The organism is Vibrio sp. R10-SG-ISO4, from assembly GCF_059834135.1.
This window is the reverse complement of sequence record NZ_JCBDHJ010000008.1, coordinates 1-21,706: the sequence shown is the minus strand read 5'-3', so window position 1 is coordinate 21,706 and position 21,706 is coordinate 1. Positions and strand designations below refer to the sequence as shown.

At 49.6% G+C, this 21,706-nt stretch carries 24 protein-coding genes; 11 read left to right on the top strand and 13 right to left on the bottom strand.

Annotation, left to right across the window (positions count from 1 at the left end; genetic code table 11):
• Positions 1–7 precede the first annotated feature (7 nt).
• The 6 genes from flaG to AC6R03_RS03905 all read right to left on the bottom strand — a co-directional run bounded on the left by flaG (position 8) and on the right by AC6R03_RS03905 (position 6,059).
• The gene (gene flaG, locus AC6R03_RS03930; RefSeq protein ID WP_334555239.1) at positions 8–436 is read right to left on the bottom strand and encodes a flagellar protein FlaG; all 429 of its coding nucleotides are present in this window, start codon (positions 434–436) and stop codon (positions 8–10) included.
• A gap of 70 nt (positions 437–506) precedes the next feature.
• Positions 507–1,640 (bottom strand): flagellin, encoded by a 1,134-nt coding sequence (locus AC6R03_RS03925; RefSeq protein WP_487902628.1) that lies wholly within the window; start codon positions 1,638–1,640, stop codon positions 507–509.
• 253 nt (positions 1,641–1,893) lie between these two features.
• Positions 1,894–3,027, bottom strand: coding sequence for a flagellin (locus AC6R03_RS03920; protein WP_334555237.1), 1,134 nt, complete (start codon positions 3,025–3,027; stop codon positions 1,894–1,896).
• Positions 3,028–3,296: 269 nt separating this feature from the next.
• Positions 3,297–4,430 carry a flagellin gene (locus AC6R03_RS03915; protein WP_500632297.1) on the bottom strand — a complete coding sequence of 378 codons (1,134 nt, stop codon included), beginning with the start codon at positions 4,428–4,430 and terminating at the stop codon, positions 3,297–3,299.
• Positions 4,431–4,557: 127 nt separating this feature from the next.
• On the bottom strand, positions 4,558–5,460 hold the full coding sequence (locus AC6R03_RS03910; protein ID WP_500632298.1) for a Dyp-type peroxidase: 903 nt from the start codon (positions 5,458–5,460) through the stop codon (positions 4,558–4,560).
• A gap of 119 nt (positions 5,461–5,579) precedes the next feature.
• The gene (locus AC6R03_RS03905) at positions 5,580–6,059 is read right to left on the bottom strand and encodes a DUF2919 domain-containing protein (protein ID WP_500632305.1); all 480 of its coding nucleotides are present in this window, start codon (positions 6,057–6,059) and stop codon (positions 5,580–5,582) included.
• Between the two features lie 133 nt (positions 6,060–6,192).
• Here AC6R03_RS03905 and AC6R03_RS03900 point away from each other — a divergent pair, with 133 nt between their 5' ends.
• Positions 6,193–6,534: a DUF2956 domain-containing protein gene (locus tag AC6R03_RS03900; RefSeq protein ID WP_500632299.1), complete on the top strand. Its 342-nt coding sequence runs from the start codon at positions 6,193–6,195 to the stop codon at positions 6,532–6,534.
• Positions 6,518–6,877 carry a DUF4156 domain-containing protein gene (locus tag AC6R03_RS03895; RefSeq protein WP_500632300.1) on the top strand — a complete coding sequence of 120 codons (360 nt, stop codon included), beginning with the start codon at positions 6,518–6,520 and terminating at the stop codon, positions 6,875–6,877. Before AC6R03_RS03900 ends, AC6R03_RS03895 begins: the two co-directional genes overlap by 17 nt.
• Before the next feature lie 47 nt (positions 6,878–6,924).
• Here the strand turns inward: AC6R03_RS03895 and AC6R03_RS03890 are convergent, their stop codons facing one another.
• Positions 6,925–7,212, bottom strand: a complete 288-nt coding sequence (locus tag AC6R03_RS03890) for a winged helix-turn-helix domain-containing protein (protein ID WP_334555233.1) — start codon at positions 7,210–7,212, stop codon at positions 6,925–6,927.
• Positions 7,213–7,413: 201 nt separating this feature from the next.
• Between AC6R03_RS03890 and AC6R03_RS03885 the strand changes: the two genes are divergently transcribed.
• Genes AC6R03_RS03885 through AC6R03_RS03870 form a run of 4 tightly spaced genes read left to right on the top strand, consistent with a single transcriptional unit; the run spans position 7,414 to position 9,907 of the window.
• On the top strand, positions 7,414–7,761 hold the full coding sequence (locus AC6R03_RS03885) for an ArsC family reductase (RefSeq protein ID WP_500632301.1): 348 nt from the start codon (positions 7,414–7,416) through the stop codon (positions 7,759–7,761).
• A 58-nt stretch (positions 7,762–7,819) separates the two neighbouring features.
• Complete coding sequence (gene dapE / locus AC6R03_RS03880; RefSeq protein ID WP_500632302.1) at positions 7,820–8,953, top strand: succinyl-diaminopimelate desuccinylase; 1,134 nt, start codon at positions 7,820–7,822, stop codon at positions 8,951–8,953.
• Between the two features lie 2 nt (positions 8,954–8,955).
• On the top strand, positions 8,956–9,630 hold the full coding sequence (locus tag AC6R03_RS03875; protein ID WP_500633951.1) for a M15 family metallopeptidase: 675 nt from the start codon (positions 8,956–8,958) through the stop codon (positions 9,628–9,630).
• 7 nt (positions 9,631–9,637) lie between these two features.
• A complete protein-coding gene (locus AC6R03_RS03870) occupies positions 9,638–9,907 on the top strand; it encodes a DUF2897 family protein (RefSeq protein ID WP_500625983.1) in 270 nt (89 codons plus the stop codon).
• A gap of 104 nt (positions 9,908–10,011) precedes the next feature.
• Here the strand turns inward: AC6R03_RS03870 and AC6R03_RS03865 are convergent, their stop codons facing one another.
• The gene (locus AC6R03_RS03865) at positions 10,012–10,788 is read right to left on the bottom strand and encodes a Zn-ribbon-containing protein (protein ID WP_500653639.1); all 777 of its coding nucleotides are present in this window, start codon (positions 10,786–10,788) and stop codon (positions 10,012–10,014) included.
• A complete protein-coding gene (syd, locus tag AC6R03_RS03860; RefSeq protein ID WP_500630642.1) occupies positions 10,775–11,338 on the bottom strand; it encodes a SecY-interacting protein in 564 nt (187 codons plus the stop codon). The genes AC6R03_RS03865 and syd overlap by 14 nt, the downstream gene beginning before the upstream one ends.
• An 82-nt stretch (positions 11,339–11,420) precedes the next feature.
• Here syd and queF point away from each other — a divergent pair, with 82 nt between their 5' ends.
• The 5 genes from queF (at position 11,421) to xni (ending at position 18,639) form a co-directional block, all read left to right on the top strand.
• Entirely contained in the window at positions 11,421–12,266 is an 846-nt protein-coding gene (gene queF, locus AC6R03_RS03855) for an NADPH-dependent 7-cyano-7-deazaguanine reductase QueF (protein WP_500625980.1), read from the top strand.
• Between the two features lie 42 nt (positions 12,267–12,308).
• The gene (locus AC6R03_RS03850) at positions 12,309–14,579 is read left to right on the top strand and encodes a tetratricopeptide repeat protein (protein ID WP_500630643.1); all 2,271 of its coding nucleotides are present in this window, start codon (positions 12,309–12,311) and stop codon (positions 14,577–14,579) included.
• 111 nt (positions 14,580–14,690) lie between these two features.
• On the top strand, positions 14,691–16,256 hold the full coding sequence (locus tag AC6R03_RS03845) for a diguanylate cyclase (RefSeq protein ID WP_334555224.1): 1,566 nt from the start codon (positions 14,691–14,693) through the stop codon (positions 16,254–16,256).
• Between the two features lie 171 nt (positions 16,257–16,427).
• Entirely contained in the window at positions 16,428–17,789 is a 1,362-nt protein-coding gene (gene ppnN / locus AC6R03_RS03840) for a nucleotide 5'-monophosphate nucleosidase PpnN (protein WP_500630644.1), read from the top strand.
• Between the two features lie 70 nt (positions 17,790–17,859).
• On the top strand, positions 17,860–18,639 hold the full coding sequence (gene xni / locus AC6R03_RS03835) for a flap endonuclease Xni (protein WP_500630645.1): 780 nt from the start codon (positions 17,860–17,862) through the stop codon (positions 18,637–18,639).
• Between the two features lie 49 nt (positions 18,640–18,688).
• On the opposite strand, the gene rlmM is transcribed toward xni, so the two are convergent.
• From rlmM to AC6R03_RS03815, 4 genes are read right to left on the bottom strand one after another with little or no spacing between them, the layout of a single operon-like run.
• A complete protein-coding gene (gene rlmM / locus AC6R03_RS03830) occupies positions 18,689–19,780 on the bottom strand; it encodes a 23S rRNA (cytidine(2498)-2'-O)-methyltransferase RlmM (protein WP_500630646.1) in 1,092 nt (363 codons plus the stop codon).
• Positions 19,777–20,175: a DUF423 domain-containing protein gene (locus AC6R03_RS03825; protein WP_500630647.1), complete on the bottom strand. Its 399-nt coding sequence runs from the start codon at positions 20,173–20,175 to the stop codon at positions 19,777–19,779. Before AC6R03_RS03825 ends, rlmM begins: the two co-directional genes overlap by 4 nt.
• Complete coding sequence (locus AC6R03_RS03820; RefSeq protein WP_500630648.1) at positions 20,165–20,788, bottom strand: alpha/beta fold hydrolase; 624 nt, start codon at positions 20,786–20,788, stop codon at positions 20,165–20,167. Before AC6R03_RS03820 ends, AC6R03_RS03825 begins: the two co-directional genes overlap by 11 nt.
• Positions 20,781–21,689, bottom strand: coding sequence for a transcriptional regulator GcvA (locus tag AC6R03_RS03815; RefSeq protein WP_334555218.1), 909 nt, complete (start codon positions 21,687–21,689; stop codon positions 20,781–20,783). Before AC6R03_RS03815 ends, AC6R03_RS03820 begins: the two co-directional genes overlap by 8 nt.
• Positions 21,690–21,706 lie beyond the last annotated feature (17 nt).

The following is a 21,706-nucleotide window of genomic DNA, read 5'->3' as shown; positions in this document are numbered from 1 at the left end:
AGTACGATCACACCGTTTGGTTTACTAAGCCCGATGAGTATCGAGCCGTTTGTTCCCTTAGGCGCCGCAATATTACCAGCATCTCTTCGTCGGGTATCTGGCGGATAATATCGCCAGTACTCGCTTCGTAAATAGTGACCACATCTCTCCCCGACTCTTCATCCACTCGAAAGGACAACCCTTTGTTGATGGACGAAATGAAATCATTCATCTCCTCGACCAAACGTTGCCTTTCTTGGCTATTGAGCTTTTCACGAGCTTTCGCCGCTTCTATCGCTTGCGTGACAGACTCGGCAGACTGCTTGCTCATTTCATGGGTAGAGGCCTTTTCTTTACTTAAAGAAATGGACTGCGCACCATCATACTTAGAAGCAATTTTAGTGCCACTTTCTGAGCCGTAAGGCTGGATGTTCGATGTGTTAGATGGTATGTCCATAACAATCTCCCTTCCACCTCATAGGTCAGTAGCGCATGCTACTACCAATAAGCTCCTGCGAACCTACCGATTAACCTAATAAGCTAAGAGCTGCCGACGGTGACTGCTTAGCTTGCGCTAGAACCGACGTACTCGCTTGCTGGAGAATTTGCGATTTGGTCATCGCTGTCGTCTCTTTGGCGTAATCTGTATCAAGGATACGGCTACGAGACGCATTGACGTTCTCGTTGATGTTATCCAAGTTACTGATCGCATGACCAAAGCGGTTCTGGAACGCACCAAGCTCCGCGCGCTGGCTGTCCACGCTCTTTAGCGCGCCATCAATCACTGACACTGCCAGTTGCGAGCCCGCAACGGTAGTGACATCGACATCTGCGACAGTTTTATCTTGCGCGGCGCCAAAGCCGATCTCTCCACCAAGACCACCGCCAATGGTGACATCACCAGAGACTTTATTGGTCGCAGCGAACAGTTGCAGTTTGCCATCTTCGCCAACCGACGCTTTCACATCTTCACTTTGACCATTGATGTAAGTGGCCAATTGCTCGATGTCGTCGCCTTCTTTCGCGTTGATGGTCAAGCTTTTCGCCTCACCGTGCACGTCAGTATAGTCTAAAGTCAGGTCGCTCGCCCCTGCACTCACTGTCCAATCGGGTGTTTTACCCGCCGTAGCAATATACGCTTTACCGCCCATGTCTGCTGTATCAGAACGCATGTTGCCCATGGATAACATCACCGCCTCACCGGAACTGGCACCAATCTGGAACGACTGACTGCCATAAGTACCATTGAGCAACTTATTGCCACCAAACGAAGTGGTTTCGGCTATACGATTCAATTCATCGTTCAGCGCCGTGACTTCTTCTTGGATCGCAATTCGCTCTGAGCGCGAGTTCGAACCATTAGACGATTGCAGTGCCAAATCACGCATACGTTGAAGGATGTTGGTGGTTTCATTCATCGCACCTTCAGCCGTCTGAGCAATAGAGATACCGTCATTGGCATTCTTCACCGCCATGTCAAGACCACGACTCTGAGACGTTAAACGGTTTGAGATTTGTAGACCGGCAGCATCATCACGGGCACTGTTGATTTTGTAACCCGATGACAAACGCTCCATGGATTTCTGCATACCATCCGACGCCCCATTGAGGTAGCGCTGAGCGGTCATCGCAGACACGTTCGTGTTTACGTTAATTGCCATATATTGATCTCCTTTGGCATTAGGGGTGATGCGCTGTCGTGTCTCTCACCTCACTTCGGCGCATCTCATTTCTCTCAGTCTTGTAACGGCGAAACAAAAAATACCTTTAGAAAAAAAATGAAGTTTTTTTCTCTTTGCCTCACATCCGTACAATTTCGTGAAACTGATCTAACTACCATGAAAATCCTTGCAAACACCAAACGTAAAAAATCCAGCCGAAGCTGGATTTTTATTCGATAAGCGCGGAGGGCGATTAGCCAAGTAGGCTGAGTGCCGAGTTTGGCGCCTGTTTCGCTTGAGCCAAGATTGAGCTTGACGCTTGAGACAGGATCTGAGATTTGGTTAGTGCTGTTGTCTCTTTCGCGAAGTCAGTGTCTTTGATTCGGCTCTTCGACGCGTTGACGTTTTCGTTGATGTTGTCCAAGTTGTTGATCGCGTGGTTGAAGCGGTTTTGGAACGCACCCAACTCTGCACGGTGACTATCCACATATTTAAGCGCCGCATCAACAATCGCGACAGACTCTTGCGCGCCGCCCACCGTCGTCACGTCAATGGTGTTCACTGTTACGTCTTGACCTGGGCCCATGTTTAGCTCGCCCGCTAGACCACCAGAGAAGCTCACTGCGCCGTCAACTTTGTTGGTACCTGCAAAGATTTGCAGTTGACCATCTTCATCAACCGAGGCTTTTACCATGTCAGTTTGACCGTTGATGTAAGTCGCAAGCTCTTCAATATCATCCCCTTCTTTCGCGGTGATATTGATGGTTTGTGCTTGGCCGTCAGTGTCAGTCAGGTTGATCGTGAGATCATTGGTACCCGCTTGAACAGACCAATCCTTATCTTTACCGTTTTGTGCAACGTAGCTAGTACCGCCCATGCCAACGTTGTCAGAACGCATGTCGTTGAGCGTCAGCATGACGGCTTCACCGTTGTCTGCACCGATTTGGAACGATTTCGTTGCGTAAGTACCGTTAAGCAACTTGTTACCACCAAAAGAGGTTGTTTCCGCGATACGGTTTAGCTCGTCGTTTAGAGCTGTGACTTCTTCTTGAATCGCCACGCGCTCAGATTTTGAGTTCGAGCCATTCGCTGATTGAAGCGATAGGTCACGCATACGTTGCAAGATGTTGGTTGTCTCGTTCATCGCACCTTCAGCAGTTTGCGCGATAGAGATACCGTCGTTCGCGTTACGTACAGCGACATCAAGACCGCGGCTTTGCACATTCAAACGGTTTGAGATCTGTAGACCTGCTGCGTCGTCTTTCGCACTGTTGATTTTAAAACCAGAAGATAGACGCTCCATTGAAGCTTGTTGTGCATTGTTCGCGCTATTTAGGTAACGCTGTGCTGTCATTGCTGCTACGTTAGTATTTACATTCACTGCCATGGTGATTTCTCCAAATTGATTTTCCGATGTATCCGGTTTCCGACGTCTCGGAAAACCAAAGTAGTTCTCTCAAAGTTACTTTTATTAACGGCGTGAGGCGGAAAAGCTTGAGACATTTTTTTTGTTTTTTTCGAAAAAAAGGCAGTTGGGGAGGAAAACGTGATTAACGGGCAATAATCGTTAAAAAATTCATTTTTTCGCTAAAGCTTTATTTCGACCTGTCGATACCTTTCTCTTTTTTGAGATTTTTGTTTTCTCAACAATGACGATTAATTCAACAGCGTTAGCGCCAGATCGGGTTGCTGTTTCGCCTGGGCAAGGATGGAGGTACTCACTTGTTGCAAGATTTGCTGTTTGACCATCTGCGTCGTCTCACGTGCGTAGTCGGTGTCCTTAATGCGGCTGTTCGAGGCGGCAAGGTTTTCGTTGATATTGCCTAGGTTGTTGATCGCATGGTCAAAGCGGTTTTGCATTGCGCCTAATTCTGCTCGATGGCTATCGACGTACTGCAGCGCCGTATCAATCACTGACACCGCTCGTTGCGCGCCGCCGACGTTGGAAATATCCAGATTATCGACCGCCTCGTAGCCCACCAGCCCCAGTTGCAATTCATTGGCTAAGCTGCCCGAGAAAGATAAGGTTCCTGATGTTTCTTTACCGGCGATAAACAGTTGCAGTTGCCCTTCGTCATTCACCGAGGCGGAGACTTTATCCGTTTGCCCATTGATGTAAGTCGCCAGTTGCTCTATGTCATCACCCTGTTTGGCTTTTATTTGAATTTGTTCTTGCTCACCTACGGCGTTGGTGTACTGAATATTGAGCATCGATGCCCCTTGCGAGACCTGCCAATCTGAACCTGCAGATAAGCCAGCGCGGTAGCTAAACCCGCCCATCGCTAGGGTGTCGGTGCGCATGCTTTTTAGTGACACCTGAACCGCCTCCCCTGAGCTAGCACCGATTTGAAACGAAGAGGTTTCAAAGCCACCATTGAGCAATTTTCGCCCACCAAAAGAGGTCGTTTCTGCTATTCGATTCAATTCGTCGTTTAAAGCGCCCATTTCTTCTTGTAGCGCCTGCCTTTCAGCTTGACTGTTCGAGCCATTGGCCGACTGCAAAGAGAGATCGCGCATACGCTGCAAGATGGAGGTCGTCTCTTGCATCGCCCCTTCCGCGGTTTGCATGATTGAAATGCCATCATTGGCATTGCGCATTGCAACATCGAGCCCGCGCATTTGTGACTCAAGACGATTAGAGATTTGTAAACCCGCCGCGTCATCTTTGGCGCTATTGATCCGACTGCCCGAAGAGAGCCGCTCCAACGATTGATTGAGCATCTCTGTCGCGCTACTCAAATATCGCTGCGCCGTCATTGCTGACACGTTGGTGCTTACGGTGATCGCCATGATTTCACTACAAATTCAATTAAAGTCCTACAGGTTATATCGGCCAATCACGCCATTCTTTAATGACAAATATGAAAAAGCCGAAGCTGGATGCTTCGGCTCTCGCGTTTAAGCTTTATGAGGGAGATTATTTGACGCTTAACGCCGTCAACATTGCCTCAGAAGGCGCGAAGAAGTAAGCCCCGGTGACCGCGGTGGTAAAACGCAACAGTTGATCCGTCTTGCCATCTGTCACACCGTACATACTCTCAAGCATCGCTTTGAAATTGTGCAGCGTATTACAGTAAGCAATGAAGAGCAGACCATGCTCACCCGATACTGAACCATACGGTAAGCTGTGACGCACAATTTTCAGTCCTTTCCCCTCTTCTTTGATGTCAACGCGGCCAACATGCGATGCCGCTGGCACGTCATCTAACTCAATAGAATCCGGTTTTGTACGACCGACCACTTTTTCTTGCGCTGACACGTTAAGGCGATTCCATGCAGGTAAATTGTGCACGAAGCGCTGAACCATCACGTAACTACCGCCGGCGAATTCACCTTCAGGGATGATCGCCACTTCATGACGTTGCCCCTCTTTCGGGTTTTCTGTGCCATCGACGAAATCGGTCATATCACGAGAGTCTAGGTAGCGGTAACCGTATGTCTCATCCACAATCTCGACCTCATCGGCCACCTCCGCCATCAGCGTACGCAGAAGGTAAAAATGCAGGTCATGACGCAGTGAGTGACAGTGAATCAGCACATCGACATCACTGCTTGGCGCCACCACACTACCCGTTCCCAAAACAGGGAACGCCATCAATTCACTTGGCATTGGCGCATCGAGCTGCGACCAAAATGCGTGCGTAAACGCAATCGACAAGGTTAACTGTGCGCCCGGTTGCTGCTGATTGAGCTCAGCCACCTTTTGCGGCAGAGCTTGAAGCTTTTCAAGCACCCCTTGCGGATTCTGTTTGATTTTGAGAAGTGTGTATTGAGCGAATGGGCCAGCCTCAGGGAGAATGGCACTTTGTGGCGATGACATTGTTATAACCTCACGTATTTATTGTTCTTTATCCCATTACGTTGGGAGATCAGTATCTGTTCAATTCTTCTTTAACGGTGAATGCACGATTTACGTAGATGCCTTTTACGTAGATGCTTTTACGTAGATGACTTGGTTGACTCATTTTCGACGCCAAGCTGAAAACAATCTTTCACACTGCGACTGTTAACTAGATAGATAATGAGCCAAGTCAGCAATAACCCGATACCACCCTGTGTCCAACTGAAGGCACCGTGATGCAAGTATACCTGGTAAGCCCACTGCAACCACTGAGCAACCGCAATGACTAAGGTGAGCGGGCGACCGTAATACAGTAAACGAGTGAGCCAAGTGCGCTCGGGACTGCGCAAACCATAAAGCCACATCAACGCAATCGTCGGCAACCCCATCAGTAACCCAAGATAGAGACCCGTTTGATTAGGGTACACGATAGTCAGTATCTCACTTCCGGACTCTCGACTGGCGCCAGCGACGACGAAGACAATCCAAGCGCGAGCAAGAAAAAACCACCCTAGCCATAGCCATTTTGGCGCTTTTAAAAAACCGTGTTGATCATAGTGTTCGATGGCGTAACGCACGACGTTATTCATTTTCTAAGACGACTAACCCACACTGTAAAGTAAAAGCCGCCACTTTGCGACCCGCAAGCCCCCACAAGCCATAGCGGCGTGCTATGATAAGCCTTTGTTTACTTTCTCAATGAAGACCGCCATGAAAACCAGCCCTTCCCTCTCACCTGAAACCAAGCAAGACGCGCTAGCCATTGCAAAAGCGACGCAAAAGCCGGGGCAGACCAAAGAGCAAACCAAACTTATTGCTCAAGGGATCGAGAAAGGCATCGCATTGTATAAAAAGCAGCAAAAAGAGAAAGCTCGCCAAGCGGATAAGGCTCGTAAGAAAAATCAGAAAGCCAAAACCACGCCGACACAGAAAGTCGCGCTTTCCCCTGAACCACAATCGGTTCCTTCTCGCTCAAAGACCAATGCTTGGCTCCCTTGGGGGCTACTTATCATCAGTTGGATAGGATTTATTGCTTATGTCGTTAGCCAATAAACATCGCACTTTACTTACCTTTTGCGCGCTCACCTTTTGCGGACTTACATTGGTAGGGTGCGCGTCACCGAGCATGAGCCTCAATCCTGCGGCACAGCACGTTCATCTTCGCCAAGATGCCACCTTTGATCCTCTGCGATGTCAGTTCCTTGGTGAAGTGACCGGCAGTGAAGGCCATTGGTACAGCTACTGGTTCTTTGCCAACGATGTGATGATCCAAGGTGCAACCAATGACATTAAAAACCGTGCTCACGCACTAGGCGCAAACACGGTGTATATGGTTTCTCCGCAAGATTTCGTGACTTCATTTACACTCATGGGCAACGCCTATTTGTGTCCGTAAACGAATACCTGGTAAGAGCGGTGCCCCGAGTGGGTTCCACTCACTGGCTAAGCTTTAAAGCCCAAACTGGCCGCGATGTCTGAGCGGCGCTCAATCACCCACTGGCTGTCAAACGGACCCCAGTCTGAAAGCTGGTAATAGCCGTCATTATGGCGGCGTCCATCTTGAACAAACATCAATTCAATACCGATACCGGGCAACGCTTTGATCACATCTTGTATGGTGCGGCGTGGCCACCCCGTCTGTTCAATCAGCTTGGGGACATTGGGCCTTTCTAAATTTTCAACGAGCAGTGCAAGATATAGGCGTCTTGCAAACACAGGACTCAACTCCATTGATAACCTCCTAAAGATTTCTATGGTCATTATTTCTGTTTTGCCTGGCGATGTGTTGCGTTTGATCAATAACTCGACAATCGAAATTCGTTGCAACACATTTTTTTTGCTCAATGAAATATATCGATCACACTTTTGTCTCGTTGCTCAGTTCCTGCTACGATGCGAAAACAATAAAAACAGTCATAAAAAAGGTAAGTCATGACCATCACTATGTACGGAATTCCTAACTGCGATACGATCAAAAAAGCCAAAAAATGGTTGGAACAACAAGGCATTGAGTACCAATTTCATGACTATCGCAAACAAGGCATAGAAACGGAGCTCGTCGAGCGCTTTTGCCAACAGCTTGACTGGCAGCAAGTGCTCAACAAACGCGGCACCACATACCGCCAGCTCAGCGACGAGCAAAAAGCCAATCTAGACAAAGAAACGGCCGTGTCGCTGCTCGTTGAGATGCCTGCGATGATCAAACGTCCGATTCTCGATGTCGACGGTACGCTCCACCTCGGTTTCAAAGCAGACCAGTACACAGCGGTTTTTTCGTAGAATCCCTCATATTGCATCACCCACATTGTATTGACATGAATAATTAAGGAACTCAAGGATGACAGATAGCCCAACATTGGCTCTCGCAAAAGATTTAATTAGCCGCCAGTCGGTGACCCCAGAAGATGCCGGCTGCCAAGACGTAATGATTGAACGCTTAAAAGCCTTGGGATTTGACATCGAAGTGATGGTGTTTGAAGACACCACCAACTTCTGGGCAAGAAGAGGAACTGATGCGCCGCTGTTTGCCTTTGCAGGCCACACCGACGTCGTGCCTGCGGGTAAGCTTGAACAGTGGCAGACGCCCCCTTTTGAACCGACCATCAAAGACGGCGTCTTATTTGGTCGCGGTGCAGCGGACATGAAAGGCTCACTGGCCAGTATGATTGTTGCGGTGGAGCAGTTTATTGCTGAGCATCCTGATCATAAGGGGTCGATTGGTTTTTTGATCACCTCAGACGAAGAAGGCCCCTTCATCAATGGCACAGTGCGCGTGGTTGAAACCTTAATGGCACGCAATGAGCACATTGATATGTGTATCGTTGGCGAACCATCCAGCACAGACATCGTTGGCGACGTAGTGAAAAATGGTCGTCGTGGCTCCATCACCGGCGATTTGACCGTTAAAGGTATTCAAGGCCACGTTGCCTACCCGCATCTTGCCAAAAACCCAGTGCATGAGTCGCTGCTCGCCATTCATGAACTGGCCACGACAGAGTGGGACCAAGGGAACGATTACTTCCCACCCACCAGCTTCCAGATCCCCAATGTGCACGCAGGTACCGGGGCTTCTAACGTCATCCCGGGAGAGTTCAACGTTCAGTTTAACTTGCGTTTTAGTACCGAACTCAATAACGACACCATCGTCAAACGCGTCCACGACACATTAGACAAGCACCAACTCGACTACGATCTGAAATGGACATTCAATGGTGACCCGTTCCTAACCGATACCGGTGCGCTACTTGACGCTGTTGTGGATGCGGTGGATGCGGTCAACCAAACGAAACCGCAACTCCTCACGACGGGCGGCACCTCAGACGGCCGATTTATTGCCCGAATGGGGGGGCAAGTGGTTGAGCTTGGTCCGGTCAACGCAACCATCCACAAAGTGAATGAGTGTGTAATAGTCGATGATCTTGAAAAGCTGACATTGATGTACCAGAAAACGCTCGAAAATCTGTTGGTGTAGTCATGACGCCCTCGCAACTGACCGGCAAAGCCTCCGATCACCTGGAAGAGGTGTTGGTGGGAGAAAAAGCGTTTCTGGTGCACCCGAACGCCACACACGCCTTGCTGACGTTAAGAAAAGCGGCACTTGAGGCTGGATTTGACCTGTGCGTTGCGAGCGGTTTTCGGGATTATGATCGGCAAAAAGCGATTTGGAATCGAAAAATGAGCGGAGAGGCTGCCGTGCTCGACAGCCACAGCCGTCCGCTCGACGCTCAATCGCTCACCATTGCAGAGCGCATCCATATCATCATGCGCTGGTCAGCGGTGCCAGGCGCGAGCCGCCATCATTGGGGTACGGATTTCGACGTGTATGCACGTAACTTACTTCCTCGGCATACTTCTCTAAAACTGGAACCTTGGGAATATCACACCGGTCACCAGCAACCTTTCTATCTGTGGCTTAGTCACACCCTGCAGGACTACGGTTTTTTCTTCCCCTATCACACCGATCGTGGCGGTGTCGCTCCCGAGCCTTGGCACATCAGTCACCGAGCGACTGCAGATACTTGCCTTAGCCACCTCACCCCAGCCTTGCTGACTGAGCAGTGGCACGATCCCGAGCTACTGGGAAAAGAGTACCTGATCTCAAACGTCGATACGCTGTATACTCAGTTTATCACCAATATTAGCGCGTAGGCTTGCAATGGAACTGTTCACTAACCCTTGGTTTATCATCATTCTGGTCGTCTGTTTTATGGTCGGCAACATCGCGGCACTGCGCTATGTCTCCTACTTGAAACTCAAACCAACTAGCAAAACGCAGCCAACAGACGCAGAGCAAGAGCGACGCAGCGATGAAGCGCTACTCAAAGAGCTACTCGAAGAAAGCGAGGAAAGCACGCCAGAGGGCAGCGACCCAATGACCAATAATAGTGCCACTAGCAACACCACTCACCCGCAGAACAAAGACTAAGCTACCTCCCTAATTCTGAACATCTCCAATTCAGATCATCTCCGATTCAGAGCATTACGCGGAGCCATCTCCGCGTATCAGCCAAGTCGGTTTAGCCCGGCGATCTATTTGATATGATCCCACGACATGTTTGAGACCAATCGGCACTCGTCGCATTTAAAATGAAACACGTCATGAAGTGGCTCGTCTAAGCGCCAGTCGCCACCACACTTGGGGCATAACCTAGCCTGCTCAGTCGCGAGGCTCTCGCCTCCGACGCGATACTGATAGTAGTAAGTGGGGATTTGCGTGATGTACTCAATCCGGCCGCGCAAATCCCAGCCACGCTTAAATAGCACGCTGTCCACGTCACCAATCTCATGCAAGGCCGCATGTTCAGCGCGGCACGCACCGGCCATTTGCAGCTCATCGCACGCTTGCCATTCCGTCTGCCATTTGATCACCGCTTTATGATCGCCATTGAGCGTTGGGCCAGTGCGGTATAAAGGGATAGGCAGCAAGGTATCGCCACTACGAAGCGGCGAGCAAGTATGCACATACGTGGTGTAGAGCACCTGCCAGCTTGGCGCACTGTCATCGGCGGCCTCTTCCGAGTTAATGTCTCGGCCCAATAGACGCATTTTTGGGGCCAGCAGCGCCGCCTCAGCTAGGCGCTTGAGACACACTTTGACAAAGTCGGAGTGGTGTCTTGGGTGTAAGCTCTCTTTCTCTGGGCAGACGACACGGACAAAAAACTCGCCATCGCCCATCACGATAGGGAACTCTCTGCCGAGCACCTGACCGTTGTAACGTAGCGCATCCATCAGACCGTTAATGGCTTTGTCGACCGCACTGATGGTGGTGTTATCAAAACACTCAAACTGTAACTCAACTACGTACATCGCTTGATACCACCGGCTCTAACTGGGAAAGAAATTCATCAATACTTGGTGCGAGGACGTCTCGCTTTGCCGTGCCGAGGCGCTCAAGAATCACGTTCCCCGTCAAATTGCAGATCGAGACCACATCGAGCTCCGCCTCTGTTGCTCCGATAAACACCGTAGGTTTGAGTTTTAAACGACGCTGGGTAACCAAATGCCCCAGAATGTTCTCTTGCAGGCGCTCAAAGTCGTCATCACTCCACACTTGCAAGAGCGTCAAGTCATTGCCTTGCCAGGTCACGTCCATATCGGCGCTGTATTGAATACCGTAAAAGATTTTGATGTCATCGTGAAGGGTCAGCTCAATCGCTTGTTCAACGTTGGAAAAATCCGCTTGACGCTCTCTCGGCTGAGCTTGCCACCAGACTGTGTCCTCATCCTTGTGTACAACACAGGGTGAGACCAAGTCCGCCAACTCTGCGCTTTTCGGCAAATGACCTTGACGGTCAAGGTAGGCTTGGCGGTAGCGGTCACTCAACGAGAGTAACGCCTCAGCTGCGATATCTTGCATTCAAATCTCCAACATCAATGTTCGCTTTTAGGGGCGGGATTGCGTAAAATTCTCGCCATTCTAATGGAAAATGAACAAAAGTATGAGCAAATATTCTGATGCCAAAGAGCTGGCTGGCCTAACCCTTGGACAAAAAACCGACTACGCCAACCAGTACGACCCAAGCTTGCTTCAACCGGTCCCGCGCAGCCTCAACCGCGACGATCTTCAGCTGGGTGACACTTTGCCATTTATGGGCTGCGATCTTTGGACTTTGTATGAGCTCTCATGGCTAAACAGTAAAGGGCTGCCTCAAGTTGCGATTGGTGACGTCGCCATCCCTGCCACTAGCGCCAACTTGATTGAGTCGAAGTCGTTCAAGCTCTACCTTAACAGTCTTAACCAATCCCGCTTCGACAGTTGGGATGAAGTCGAACGCACGTTGACCCGCGATCTTTCGGCCTGCGCAGGTGAAACCGTATCCGTCACCCTGCACAGCGTTGAGGACTATACCGACAGCGTGATTGTGACCATGAATGGCGAGTGTATCGATCACCAAGACATCGAAATCACCCACTACGACTTTGATGCGAGCCTGCTGGAAAATGCCACGCTCGCGGAAGACGTGGAAGAGAGCCTCCACAGCCATCTATTGAAATCGAACTGCTTGATCACCAATCAACCTGATTGGGGCAGCGTCGAGATTCAGTACCAGGGCAAGCAAATCGATCGCGAAGCGCTGCTGCGTTACCTTGTCTCTTTCCGTGAGCACAATGAGTTTCACGAGCAGTGTGTGGAACGAATCTTTACCGACATCATGACCTACTGCCAACCAGAGAAGCTCACGGTTTATGCCCGTTACACGCGCCGTGGTGGTCTTGATATCAACCCATATCGCTCAAATCAATACCCAGAACCGTTGCACAACCAACGCATGGCGCGCCAATAACATTCGTTCCTCTTAATTTGGTCAACAAGGATAGCTACCACCATGATTTCACTTCGCTGGCGCTCGATTGTCTTTGCGTTTGTTTTGCTGATTTCTCGCCCGTTATGGGCCAACACGATCTATTCATCCGCCGTGTTGAACGAGGCCAGCGGCGTGGTGGATGTCGTGCCAGCGCAAGCTCGTCAGTTGGTGCAAAATTTCTTAGAGCAGCGTGATTTAATTGGTCAGACGGAGCAAAGCCCGAACGCTTTATCGCGTGACGATTCTGAGAGCCGCACTCGCTCTCCAGGCAGCACCATTGACGCTCTGCGTATTCTGTCAAAAGCCGAATACAATCTGCACAACCCACGAAACGCGCTCCTGCACCTTGAACAAGCGGAAGAATTAGCGGCGAAATACCAGCTCCCCTATCTGCTGCTTGACGTGCGTATTGATGAAATTCAACTGCGTTGGCAAATCAGCGCTGATGGCGCCGCCGCCCGTGAAGGGCTCGAGCTGGTCGAGCAAGAAATCAGTCAAATCGCCAATCCACAGCAATTTGCGCGCGGATTGCAATACCGCACTGCCATGTTGCGCGCTGCGATAGCGTCACAGGAAGGGCAATTGGATCTCGCCAATCAACTCTACCTGCAAAGTAAAGAGTATGTGGACAACTCCAATTCTGACCGCACGTTTATCCGCTTTCACACCACCTATGGCCAGCACTTACTCGCGCATAAACAGTACAACCAAGCGCTCTCCGAGCTTCTTGCCAGTTATTGGAAAGCGATTGAAGTGGACTCAGGGCAACAATTGGCAGAGGTCAACCAAGTGCTGGGACAACTCTTTTTTGAGCGCCGAGTGCTGGATAAAGCGGCGGACCACCTCTCCCAAGCAGCGGATTTTTATGACAACTTTGACTCATCACCTCGATTAGCCCCCTTGCTCAAACGTATGGGCGATATCTACTACCAGCAAGGGAAATACAACTTGGCGTTGGTGCACTACTTCAACGCCATGGACCATGAAAAGATGCGCACCAATATCGAAAGTGTCATCGACATTCGTCTCTCGCTCGCGACCACTTATCTAAATTTGGTCAACTACCCACTGGCAGAGCAATATTTAGAGCGCGCGCAAGATCTGTTGCAGTACACAGATACCCCACGTCTAAAGGCACACGCTCTGTTGCTTGAATCCGGTTTGGCACGTCATCAAAAGCTCGCAAAAGTGGTGTTGGATCGCGCCTTCAAAGCGCTCTCTATCGGTGAATCGCTCAATGACATCACCATTCGTAAACACGCGTTCCAACTGCTCTACTACGGCTATGAACTGAGTGGGGAATACAAAGAAGCGTTAGAGTTTATGAAACAATTTAACTCCCTATCCATTATTGAGCAGCAGCAACTCGACATCATAAGCGAAGACGCGTTTCGCCAACAAAAAGAGTTCGTCGAGCAATCGCTTCATCTAGCGGGCCAAAAAGAAGAGCTGATTGAAACCCACGCCGAGTACCTCAAATTTCAGAAAATCACAGTGACGCTGTTTGTGGTGTGCGCGCTGCTCTTTATCTTCTTAATACGTCGAGGGCATGTCATCAATGTTCAACGTGAGGAGTTGGATCTGCTCAACGAGCTGATCTACACCCATTCACGTTCTGGCTTGAAAAACCTACGCATGTTGAACGCGAAACTACCGGCGTCATTGGAAGAGAGCAGCCACAAATTTGAGAAATGGCATGTTGGCGAGCTGATTCATGAACCACTCAATGACCGCCTGCGCTTCGTCATGATTGACGTCCCCTTCCTGCGTAACATGTATTTGCAACACGGCTACGCAGAGGGGTTAAAACTGGAAAAAGCCTTTGGTGACTATCTGCACAGCCGAATTGAATCTCCGGCGCGTATGTATCACTTTTCCGATGCCAACCTCCTCTACATTGAGCCAGCCAGCGAAGAGAACCGAGATCCTGAACGACTGTTTGAACGCATTCAGCAGTGGATCTGTGAGTTTGAGCCTCAACGCTCGCTTAACCGCATCGTACGAATTGGTATGGCGGATTACCCCTTCCTACCAAGGGCTTATACGGCCGTGAATGATAAAGAGTTGATTGATGTGTTGTTGATGTCCACCAGCACGGCGCGTACCTTAAGTATGAAAGAACACAGTAGTCAGTGGGTTTACCTCAAGGCGATTGAGAATGCTCCGGCAGCGAGCCTTGCAACTGGTAACATACGTAAAGCGTGTAAACATTCCATTAATCAAGGGTTAATAAAGGTCCATTCATCGTTCAAGAATGAGGACAGTATCAAAAAACTATTAAAAGATGAGTAAAACCTGGGCAAACGACGTCGGTATGTCGTGACGGGCGGATTTATTTTGATATTATCGTTAAATTCGTTATTAAGGTTAGGCTTTTCCTATCCGTCTTAAGTTTAGATTTTCATGGGCGTTCTTGAGCAAGATCTTCAGTCACAGCTGTACAATCTGAAATCTCAATTGGAACAAGTCCGATTGAATCACAGAGATACCTCGTTCAAGTTTCAACGAGAACAAAAGGTATTGAAGCGAATCGTCGCGTCCCTAAGTAGCGCCTATACTTATGAGAACCCTAGGCTTCAAGATGGCTTGATAGAACTGCGTCGAGCCTTAGAACAGCAGCAAGATGTCACTACCATGATACCGAAGCTCGCCGTTCTTGAACGCCTGCTTAAACAGCAGAGCATAGCGATGGACAAACAGAGCGACAATTTAGACTCGAAAATCAAAGCAAGCGGTGAGACCCTGCTACGCTTGACAGGTTTGCCTGCCAAGATTAAGCGTGATCTACGCGATTTACTCAGTTATTCCAACGGCATTGAGCGGCCAAAAGCAGAACAAGCTTTGACTCTACTTGGCCTCTACGAACGCTCCATCAAAATCATTACTTCCAACCCTGACACTTCCATCAATCAAATCGCCAACAGCTCGGATCGCGAACTGCTTTTGCGCCTTTCGGATGAGCTGCAACACCTCATCACTGAATTGGATTTTGAAGGTGAGTCAGGGGATCTCTTAGCGGATATCCGTGCCAAACTGCTGATTGGCGTCTCTTCACATGTATTGCTTGAGCTCACCTTACAAACGCTCAAGCTGGTCATCGAAGGCACCAAGTATGAGCGCAAGACCTCTGAGCAGTTTTTAGAGCAAGTGAACGCTTCTCTCGCGACGACACTCAAAAGTAGCGCGCAAAATACGCAGCAGTCGGAAAGCTACTTTGAGCAGCGCAAAGAGATGAACATCGAGCTCTCCGAGTTACTGGGCAGTACTCAATCTAAGGTCAACAACGCGCAGTCGCTCGATGATCTCAAGCAAGATCTCAATCCACTGTTGAGTCAGCTCAATGCATTAACCGAACGGTTACACTTAGCGGAGCAGCGTGAGCAAGCCCTCATCGAGCGGATGGAATATGGCAATAATCAGTTGGAAGCGCTGTTCGAAGTGACGCAAGATTACCGTCGTCGACTTGAAGATCAAGCGCAGCGCATGTTGCTTGACCCGCTGACCAAGGTCTACAACCGCACCGCCTTTAACGATCGTTTAGAGCTTGAATATCGCCGCTGGATTCGCGCGCAACATAATCTTCGCGTGGTGATGTTTGATATTGATGGTTTTAAGGTCATCAATGACAGCTTTGGGTATTCTGCGGGCGACAAAGCACTCAAGATCATTGCACGCACCATTAAGAGCCAGTTGAATAGCACAGACACTGTCGCCCGTTTCTCAGGCGAAGAGTTCATCATTTTACTGCCTGAATCCGATGACAACGCCAGCTTTAAGCTCATCCAAACTGTTCAGTCTCAGGTCTCGAAGCTGCCATTCAAATTCCGCGACCAAAACCTCTCTATCACCTTGTCGGCGGCCAGCACCTCCTTCAAAGAGTCCGATACACCAGAAGAAGTACTCGAACGCCTAAACCTTTCACTGAAAGAAGCGAAATCCGTCGGAAAAAGCCAACTGGTTTGGAAATAACCCACCCCCTCATTTCTCAGCTTGATATAAACATATCAAATACTTAGCCTTTATTATCTGTTAAAGCATGCTAAGCTAGTAGTAACTCAGTTATTCACTCCCTCTCCATTTTCCACTGAGCACTAACAATAATAAATCACCGCATGAAACAATTCTGGTTAAGGAGACTTCATGATCACACATATCAGCCCAGCCGGTAGTATGGACTTACTGTCTCAACTTGAAGTTGAGCGCCTTAAAAAAACGGCCTCGAGTGATCTCTACCAACTGTATCGCAACTGCACACTGGCGGTGCTTAACTCCGGCAGCCACACGGACAACTCAAAAGAGCTACTCGACAAATACAAATCCTTTGATGTCAATGTATTACGCCGTGAGAGAGGCATCAAACTCGAACTCATTAATGCTCCAGAGCACGCCTTTGTTGACGGGGAAATCATCAAAGGTATTCAGGAGCATCTCTTCTCTGTGCTGCGCGATATTGTTTATGTCAACATGCACTTAGCGGATAATCAACGTCTAAACCTGACCAATGCCAGCCACATTACCAACTTGGTGTTTGGCATTTTGCGTAACGCCGGAGCCCTAATCCCTGGGCTTGAGCCTAACTTAGTCGTCTGTTGGGGCGGTCACTCTATCAATGCGACGGAGTACCAATACACGCGCGAAGTAGGTAATGAGCTGGGTCTGCGTGAAATGAACATCTGTACCGGCTGCGGTCCTGGTGCGATGGAAGGCCCCATGAAGGGGGCTGCGATCGGTCATGCCAAACAGCGCTACTACGAGCAGCGTTATCTTGGCCTCACTGAGCCATCGATCATTGCTGCTGAGCCGCCAAACCCGATCGTCAATGAACTGGTCATCATGCCGGACATTGAAAAGCGCCTCGAAGCCTTTGTGCGTATGGCGCACGGCATTGTGATTTTCCCCGGCGGCGCGGGCACAGCGGAAGAGCTGCTTTACGTGTTAGGCATTATGATGCACCCAGAAAACGCCGATCAGCCGCTGCCCATCGTACTGACTGGGCCAAAAGAGAGTGAAGAGTACTTCCGCTCCATTGACCAGTTTATCGGTGCCACGCTAGGTAAAACTGCACAACAACACTACGAAATCGTGATTGATGATCCCGCGCGTGTGGCGCAAATCATGAAACATGGAATGAGTGAAGTGCGTGCTCATCGTAAAGAAACCGGCGATGCATACAGCTACAACTGGTCACTTAAAATTGAGCCTGAGTTCCAACTGCCTTTTGAACCGACCCACGACAACATGGCGAGTTTGGATTTGCACCTCAATCAACGACCTGAAAACCTCGCCGCTTCTCTGCGTCAAGCGTTCTCGGGTATTGTGGCGGGTAATGTGAAGGCAGAAGGTATCCGTGAGATTGAACGCCACGGCCCGTTCGAACTCGATGGCGATAGTGAGCTGATGAAAAAGATGGACAGACTATTAAAAGACTTTGTCAGCCAAGACCGGATGAAACTGCCCGGAGGCAGTGCCTACGAACCGTGCTATCGGATTAAGACCGCCTAGCAATCTATCACTCAATCATTACAATAAGGGCCTTAGAGCCCTTATTTTATGCCGTTTTGGTAACGCTGTTATGTCTATACACCTTGTGATCATCGATGCCCTCAATTTGATTCGCCGAGTCCACTCAGCGCAGCCCGATGCGTCAGACATCGCACGTACCGCTCAAACCACCTCGCGCACTTTAAGTCGCATCATCAACGAAAGCCAACCCACCCACATTATTGCGGTGTTTGATCATCACCTGCAAGAGCGAGGCTGGCGCGCCGAACGGTTGCCTGAATACAAACAAAACCGCAAACCGATGCCCGAACCACTGCAAGAGGGCCTAGAGAGCATTCAAGAAGCATGGTGGCAATTGGGGGTGGATTCGCTGTTATCTGAAGGGGATGAAGCTGACGATCTGGTCGCCACACTGGCGATGAAGGTCGCGAGTCACGGCGAAAAAGTGACCATCATTTCCACCGATAAAGGCTATTGCCAATTGCTCTCTCCCACCTTGCAAATTCGCGACTATTTTCAGCATCGTTGGTTGGACGCGCCATTTATCGAACAAGAATTTGGTGTCAAACCCGAGCAATTGGCCGACTACTGGGGATTGGCTGGCATTAGCTCAAGCCAAGTGACTGGGGTTCCGGGCATTGGCCCGAAAGCCGCCAAAGAGATCCTGACGCAATTTGCCAACATCGATGAGGCCTACGCCAGCGAGAGTTTAGCGCCCAAATATCGTAAAAAATTGGACGAGCATATTGAGCAAGCCAAACTGTGCCGCCAAGTTGCCGCGCTGAAAACCGATATCGAGCTTGGATTCAACTTGCAAGATTTGCGCTATTCACCGCCCGAACAAGGATAAAAAACAGCCCTGACAATGCAGGGCTGTAACTTGACCTTAATCGGTTAGCTTAGTGCGGCGAGATGTTCGATAAACACTGGACGTGCACGGTGATCTCTTCTCGATCATGATACAAGTGCTTCGCTTGCAGCTTGAATTTGACCTTGTTTTCAATCAGGAAAATCTTCAAGTTTTCAATATCTTCCAACACTTCATCGTAACGCCCTTTCATCGGCAACTTTAAATTGAAGATCGCCTCTTTCGCCCAACCACTGATGATCCATTCACCCATCAATTGCGCCACGCGTGACGGTTTTTCAATCATGTCACACACGAGCCAAGTGACGTTTTTACGCGCGGGTTCGAACTTAAAACCATCTTCTTGATGGTGTTTCACCTGCCCTGTTTCCATCAAGCTGTCCGCCATCATGCCGTTATCAACCGCATGGACAAACATCGAACGCTTGACCAGTTGATAGGTCCAACCGCCCGGACACGCACCTAAGTCCACACCCCACATGCCAGAGGCAAGACGCTCGTCCCACTCTTCTTTTGGGATAAAGACATGGAACGCTTCTTCAAGCTTCAACGTCGAACGACTAGGCGCATCAGCAGGGAACTTAAGACGCGGGATGCCCATAAAGAATTGGGAGTTGTTGCTAGGTAACGAGTAGCCAACAAAACAGTGCCCCGGCGCTACAAAGCAGAGGTGCAATACTGGTTTTTTCGGGCTCTCTCTATCGAAAAGAATGCCTTTGCCGCGCATCGCTTGGCGCATCGGTACGGTAAATTTTCGGCAGAACTTGAGTAGCTCTTTGGCCTCATTGGTGTCTGGCGTCTCAATTCGGATATCGCCGCAACGAGGAAAATCTTCGACCTCAGCCAGAGATTGCAAAATCGGCGTGATACGATCTTCACGAGGCAGCTCGTCAATTTCTACCGCCACCGCAAACATCTGACGGGCAAAAATGAGCGACTTAAAGTCGAGCTCTTTGACCAACTTCTCGGCATCGCCCTCTTGATAGCATTCAAACAGCACGTATCCCGAATTCTTTTTCAGGCGAGGGAAACCATACACTTCCAACTGGGTGGCGCGATCTAGAATTTCTCCGGCACACTCTTTCTCAAACCCAGAACGGCAATAGAGCATTAACTGTTTCACTGATTCACCTCGTTACTTTGCAGTGCGGCGACAACAAACAGCGCCCAACCAATCAAAAACATCACTCCACCGAACGGAGTGATCGGGCCAAACCATTTGATGCCCGTGATCGCGAGTGCGTATAAGCTGCCGCTAAAACAAAAGATGCCGATGATAAAGCAAATTGCCGCACGTGCGAAATTTTTTTCTCCGGCGGATAATGACGTCAACCGAAGGAAAAGCGCACAGAGCATGATCGCGACAGCGTGGAGGAATTGATAATGGACGCCGGTTTGAAACACCTCCAGCAGATAAGGCGGCAGCATGGCTTTTAAACCATGGGCAGCAAAAGCGCCTAATGCGACACCAAGACCGGCAAACATGCCACCCAAGGCAAGTAAGTGGTTACTTTTCACTGTAGACTCCTTGAATAAACTCGGCCAACTTCTCGACCGCTAAGGCGATATTGCTTTGCTCAGTATGCCCAGAGCGTTTGCGAGGTTTAAAGCTATGATCGCCATCTGGAATGAACACAAGCTCGGTACATGACGACAAAGAGAAATTCACGCACTCATCTTTTGAGCCGAACGCATCACGCTCACCTTGCAAAATCAAGGTGGGTTTGTGGATAGTGCTTAGGTGGTCGCCCTTAAAGTTCTCTGGCTTGCCCGGCGGATGAAAAGGAAACCCCAAACATGCCACCGCGCGCACCTTATCGTCATCAGCCAATAAACTCGCCATGCGTCCTCCCATCGACTTACCGCCGATCACCACAGGGGAAGCGGCATGTTGCTCAAGTACCTGTTGATAGGCTTCCAGTAACTTGGGCGCTCTGTCTGGCGGGCGGCGCTTGCCATCTTGTTCGCACTTTTCCATATAGGGAAAATTAAAACGAATCACTTGAATACCGTGACTCGCGAGCCCCTTGGCGACGGCATCCATGAACGCATGATCCATTCCCGCCCCCGCGCCATGAGCAAAAATAAACACAGGATCATGGCTATCGCCGTCAATACGTCGATTATTCATCCAGCAATACCTCTTGTTCTTTGTGCGCCTTGGCCAGCATCCAATCACGGAAAGTGGCAATACGCCCCATATCCGCCTGCTTCTCATGGCAGACCACATAAAAGGCGTTCTTGGAGACCAATACCTCATCGAATGGGGCAATTAAGCGTCCTGCCTCCAACTCTGGTTGGGCAAGAACGTTGTTACCCAAGGCGACCCCTTGGCCGTGAGCAGCCGCCTGCAGCACCATGGTTGAGTGACTAAAGATGGGGCCGTGGTTGACATTGACGCCTTCAATGTCATGCTCTTTCGCAAACTGCTTCCAATCTTTGCGCGAGGTATCGTGAAGTAGAGTATGCTGCTTGAGGTCACTTAATGTTTCTAATGGTTTGTTACCTAAAAGTAACGACGGGGAACAAAGTGGGATTAAAAATTCTTGGTAAAGTTTGTCTGCTCGAAGCCCGGGCCAATTACCGCGCCCGTAGTAAATGGCCACATCGACATCATCGGTCAGAGACCCCTCATCCATATCAACGGCTTTAATACGCACGTCGATATCTGGCTCTTGCTGGTTAAAGTCCGCCAGTCTTGGAACAAGCCATTGGATCGCAAAGCTCGGCGGTAAGCTGATGGTTAGGGCACCTTTCTCACTTCTTTCCAGAACTTTATCTGTCGCTTCGGCCAGTGAAGAGAAGATATCTTTGATATCAAGGAAATAACTTTGACCTTCCTCGGTGAGCAGTAACGAGCGATTTCGGCGACGAAACAGTTTCAAGCCGAGAAACTCTTCCAGCGCTTTAATCTGGTGGCTCACTGCCGCTTGAGTCACAAACAACTCTTCGGCAGCACGGGTAAAGCTCAAATGACGTGCGGCGGCCTCGAACACTTTTAATGAGTTCAAAGGGGGCAATCTTCTGGACATTAGGGTCGCCTCTATAT

What these genes read in the sequence shown, in the direction of transcription:
- ppnN (WP_500630644.1), top strand. Translation starts at nt 16,428, where the DNA reads ATGATCACACATATCAGCCCAGCCGGTAGTATGGACTTACTGTCTCAA.
- flaG (WP_334555239.1), bottom strand. Translation starts at nt 436, where the DNA reads ATGGACATACCATCTAACACATCGAACATCCAGCCTTACGGCTCAGAA.
- xni (WP_500630645.1), top strand. Translation starts at nt 17,860, where the DNA reads ATGTCTATACACCTTGTGATCATCGATGCCCTCAATTTGATTCGCCGA.
- AC6R03_RS03925 (WP_487902628.1), bottom strand. Translation starts at nt 1,640, where the DNA reads ATGGCAATTAACGTAAACACGAACGTGTCTGCGATGACCGCTCAGCGC.
- AC6R03_RS03845 (WP_334555224.1), top strand. Translation starts at nt 14,691, where the DNA reads ATGGGCGTTCTTGAGCAAGATCTTCAGTCACAGCTGTACAATCTGAAA.
- AC6R03_RS03900 (WP_500632299.1), top strand. Translation starts at nt 6,193, where the DNA reads ATGAAAACCAGCCCTTCCCTCTCACCTGAAACCAAGCAAGACGCGCTA.
- AC6R03_RS03885 (WP_500632301.1), top strand. Translation starts at nt 7,414, where the DNA reads ATGACCATCACTATGTACGGAATTCCTAACTGCGATACGATCAAAAAA.
- AC6R03_RS03890 (WP_334555233.1), bottom strand. Translation starts at nt 7,212, where the DNA reads ATGGAGTTGAGTCCTGTGTTTGCAAGACGCCTATATCTTGCACTGCTC.
- AC6R03_RS03850 (WP_500630643.1), top strand. Translation starts at nt 12,309, where the DNA reads ATGATTTCACTTCGCTGGCGCTCGATTGTCTTTGCGTTTGTTTTGCTG.
- AC6R03_RS03895 (WP_500632300.1), top strand. Translation starts at nt 6,518, where the DNA reads ATGTCGTTAGCCAATAAACATCGCACTTTACTTACCTTTTGCGCGCTC.
- AC6R03_RS03815 (WP_334555218.1), bottom strand. Translation starts at nt 21,689, where the DNA reads ATGTCCAGAAGATTGCCCCCTTTGAACTCATTAAAAGTGTTCGAGGCC.
- syd (WP_500630642.1), bottom strand. Translation starts at nt 11,338, where the DNA reads ATGCAAGATATCGCAGCTGAGGCGTTACTCTCGTTGAGTGACCGCTAC.
- AC6R03_RS03820 (WP_500630648.1), bottom strand. Translation starts at nt 20,788, where the DNA reads ATGAATAATCGACGTATTGACGGCGATAGCCATGATCCTGTGTTTATT.
- AC6R03_RS03920 (WP_334555237.1), bottom strand. Translation starts at nt 3,027, where the DNA reads ATGGCAGTGAATGTAAATACTAACGTAGCAGCAATGACAGCACAGCGT.
- AC6R03_RS03865 (WP_500653639.1), bottom strand. Translation starts at nt 10,788, where the DNA reads ATGTACGTAGTTGAGTTACAGTTTGAGTGTTTTGATAACACCACCATC.
- AC6R03_RS03875 (WP_500633951.1), top strand. Translation starts at nt 8,956, where the DNA reads ATGACGCCCTCGCAACTGACCGGCAAAGCCTCCGATCACCTGGAAGAG.
- AC6R03_RS03915 (WP_500632297.1), bottom strand. Translation starts at nt 4,430, where the DNA reads ATGGCGATCACCGTAAGCACCAACGTGTCAGCAATGACGGCGCAGCGA.
- AC6R03_RS03910 (WP_500632298.1), bottom strand. Translation starts at nt 5,460, where the DNA reads ATGTCATCGCCACAAAGTGCCATTCTCCCTGAGGCTGGCCCATTCGCT.
- queF (WP_500625980.1), top strand. Translation starts at nt 11,421, where the DNA reads ATGAGCAAATATTCTGATGCCAAAGAGCTGGCTGGCCTAACCCTTGGA.
- dapE (WP_500632302.1), top strand. Translation starts at nt 7,820, where the DNA reads ATGACAGATAGCCCAACATTGGCTCTCGCAAAAGATTTAATTAGCCGC.
- AC6R03_RS03870 (WP_500625983.1), top strand. Translation starts at nt 9,638, where the DNA reads ATGGAACTGTTCACTAACCCTTGGTTTATCATCATTCTGGTCGTCTGT.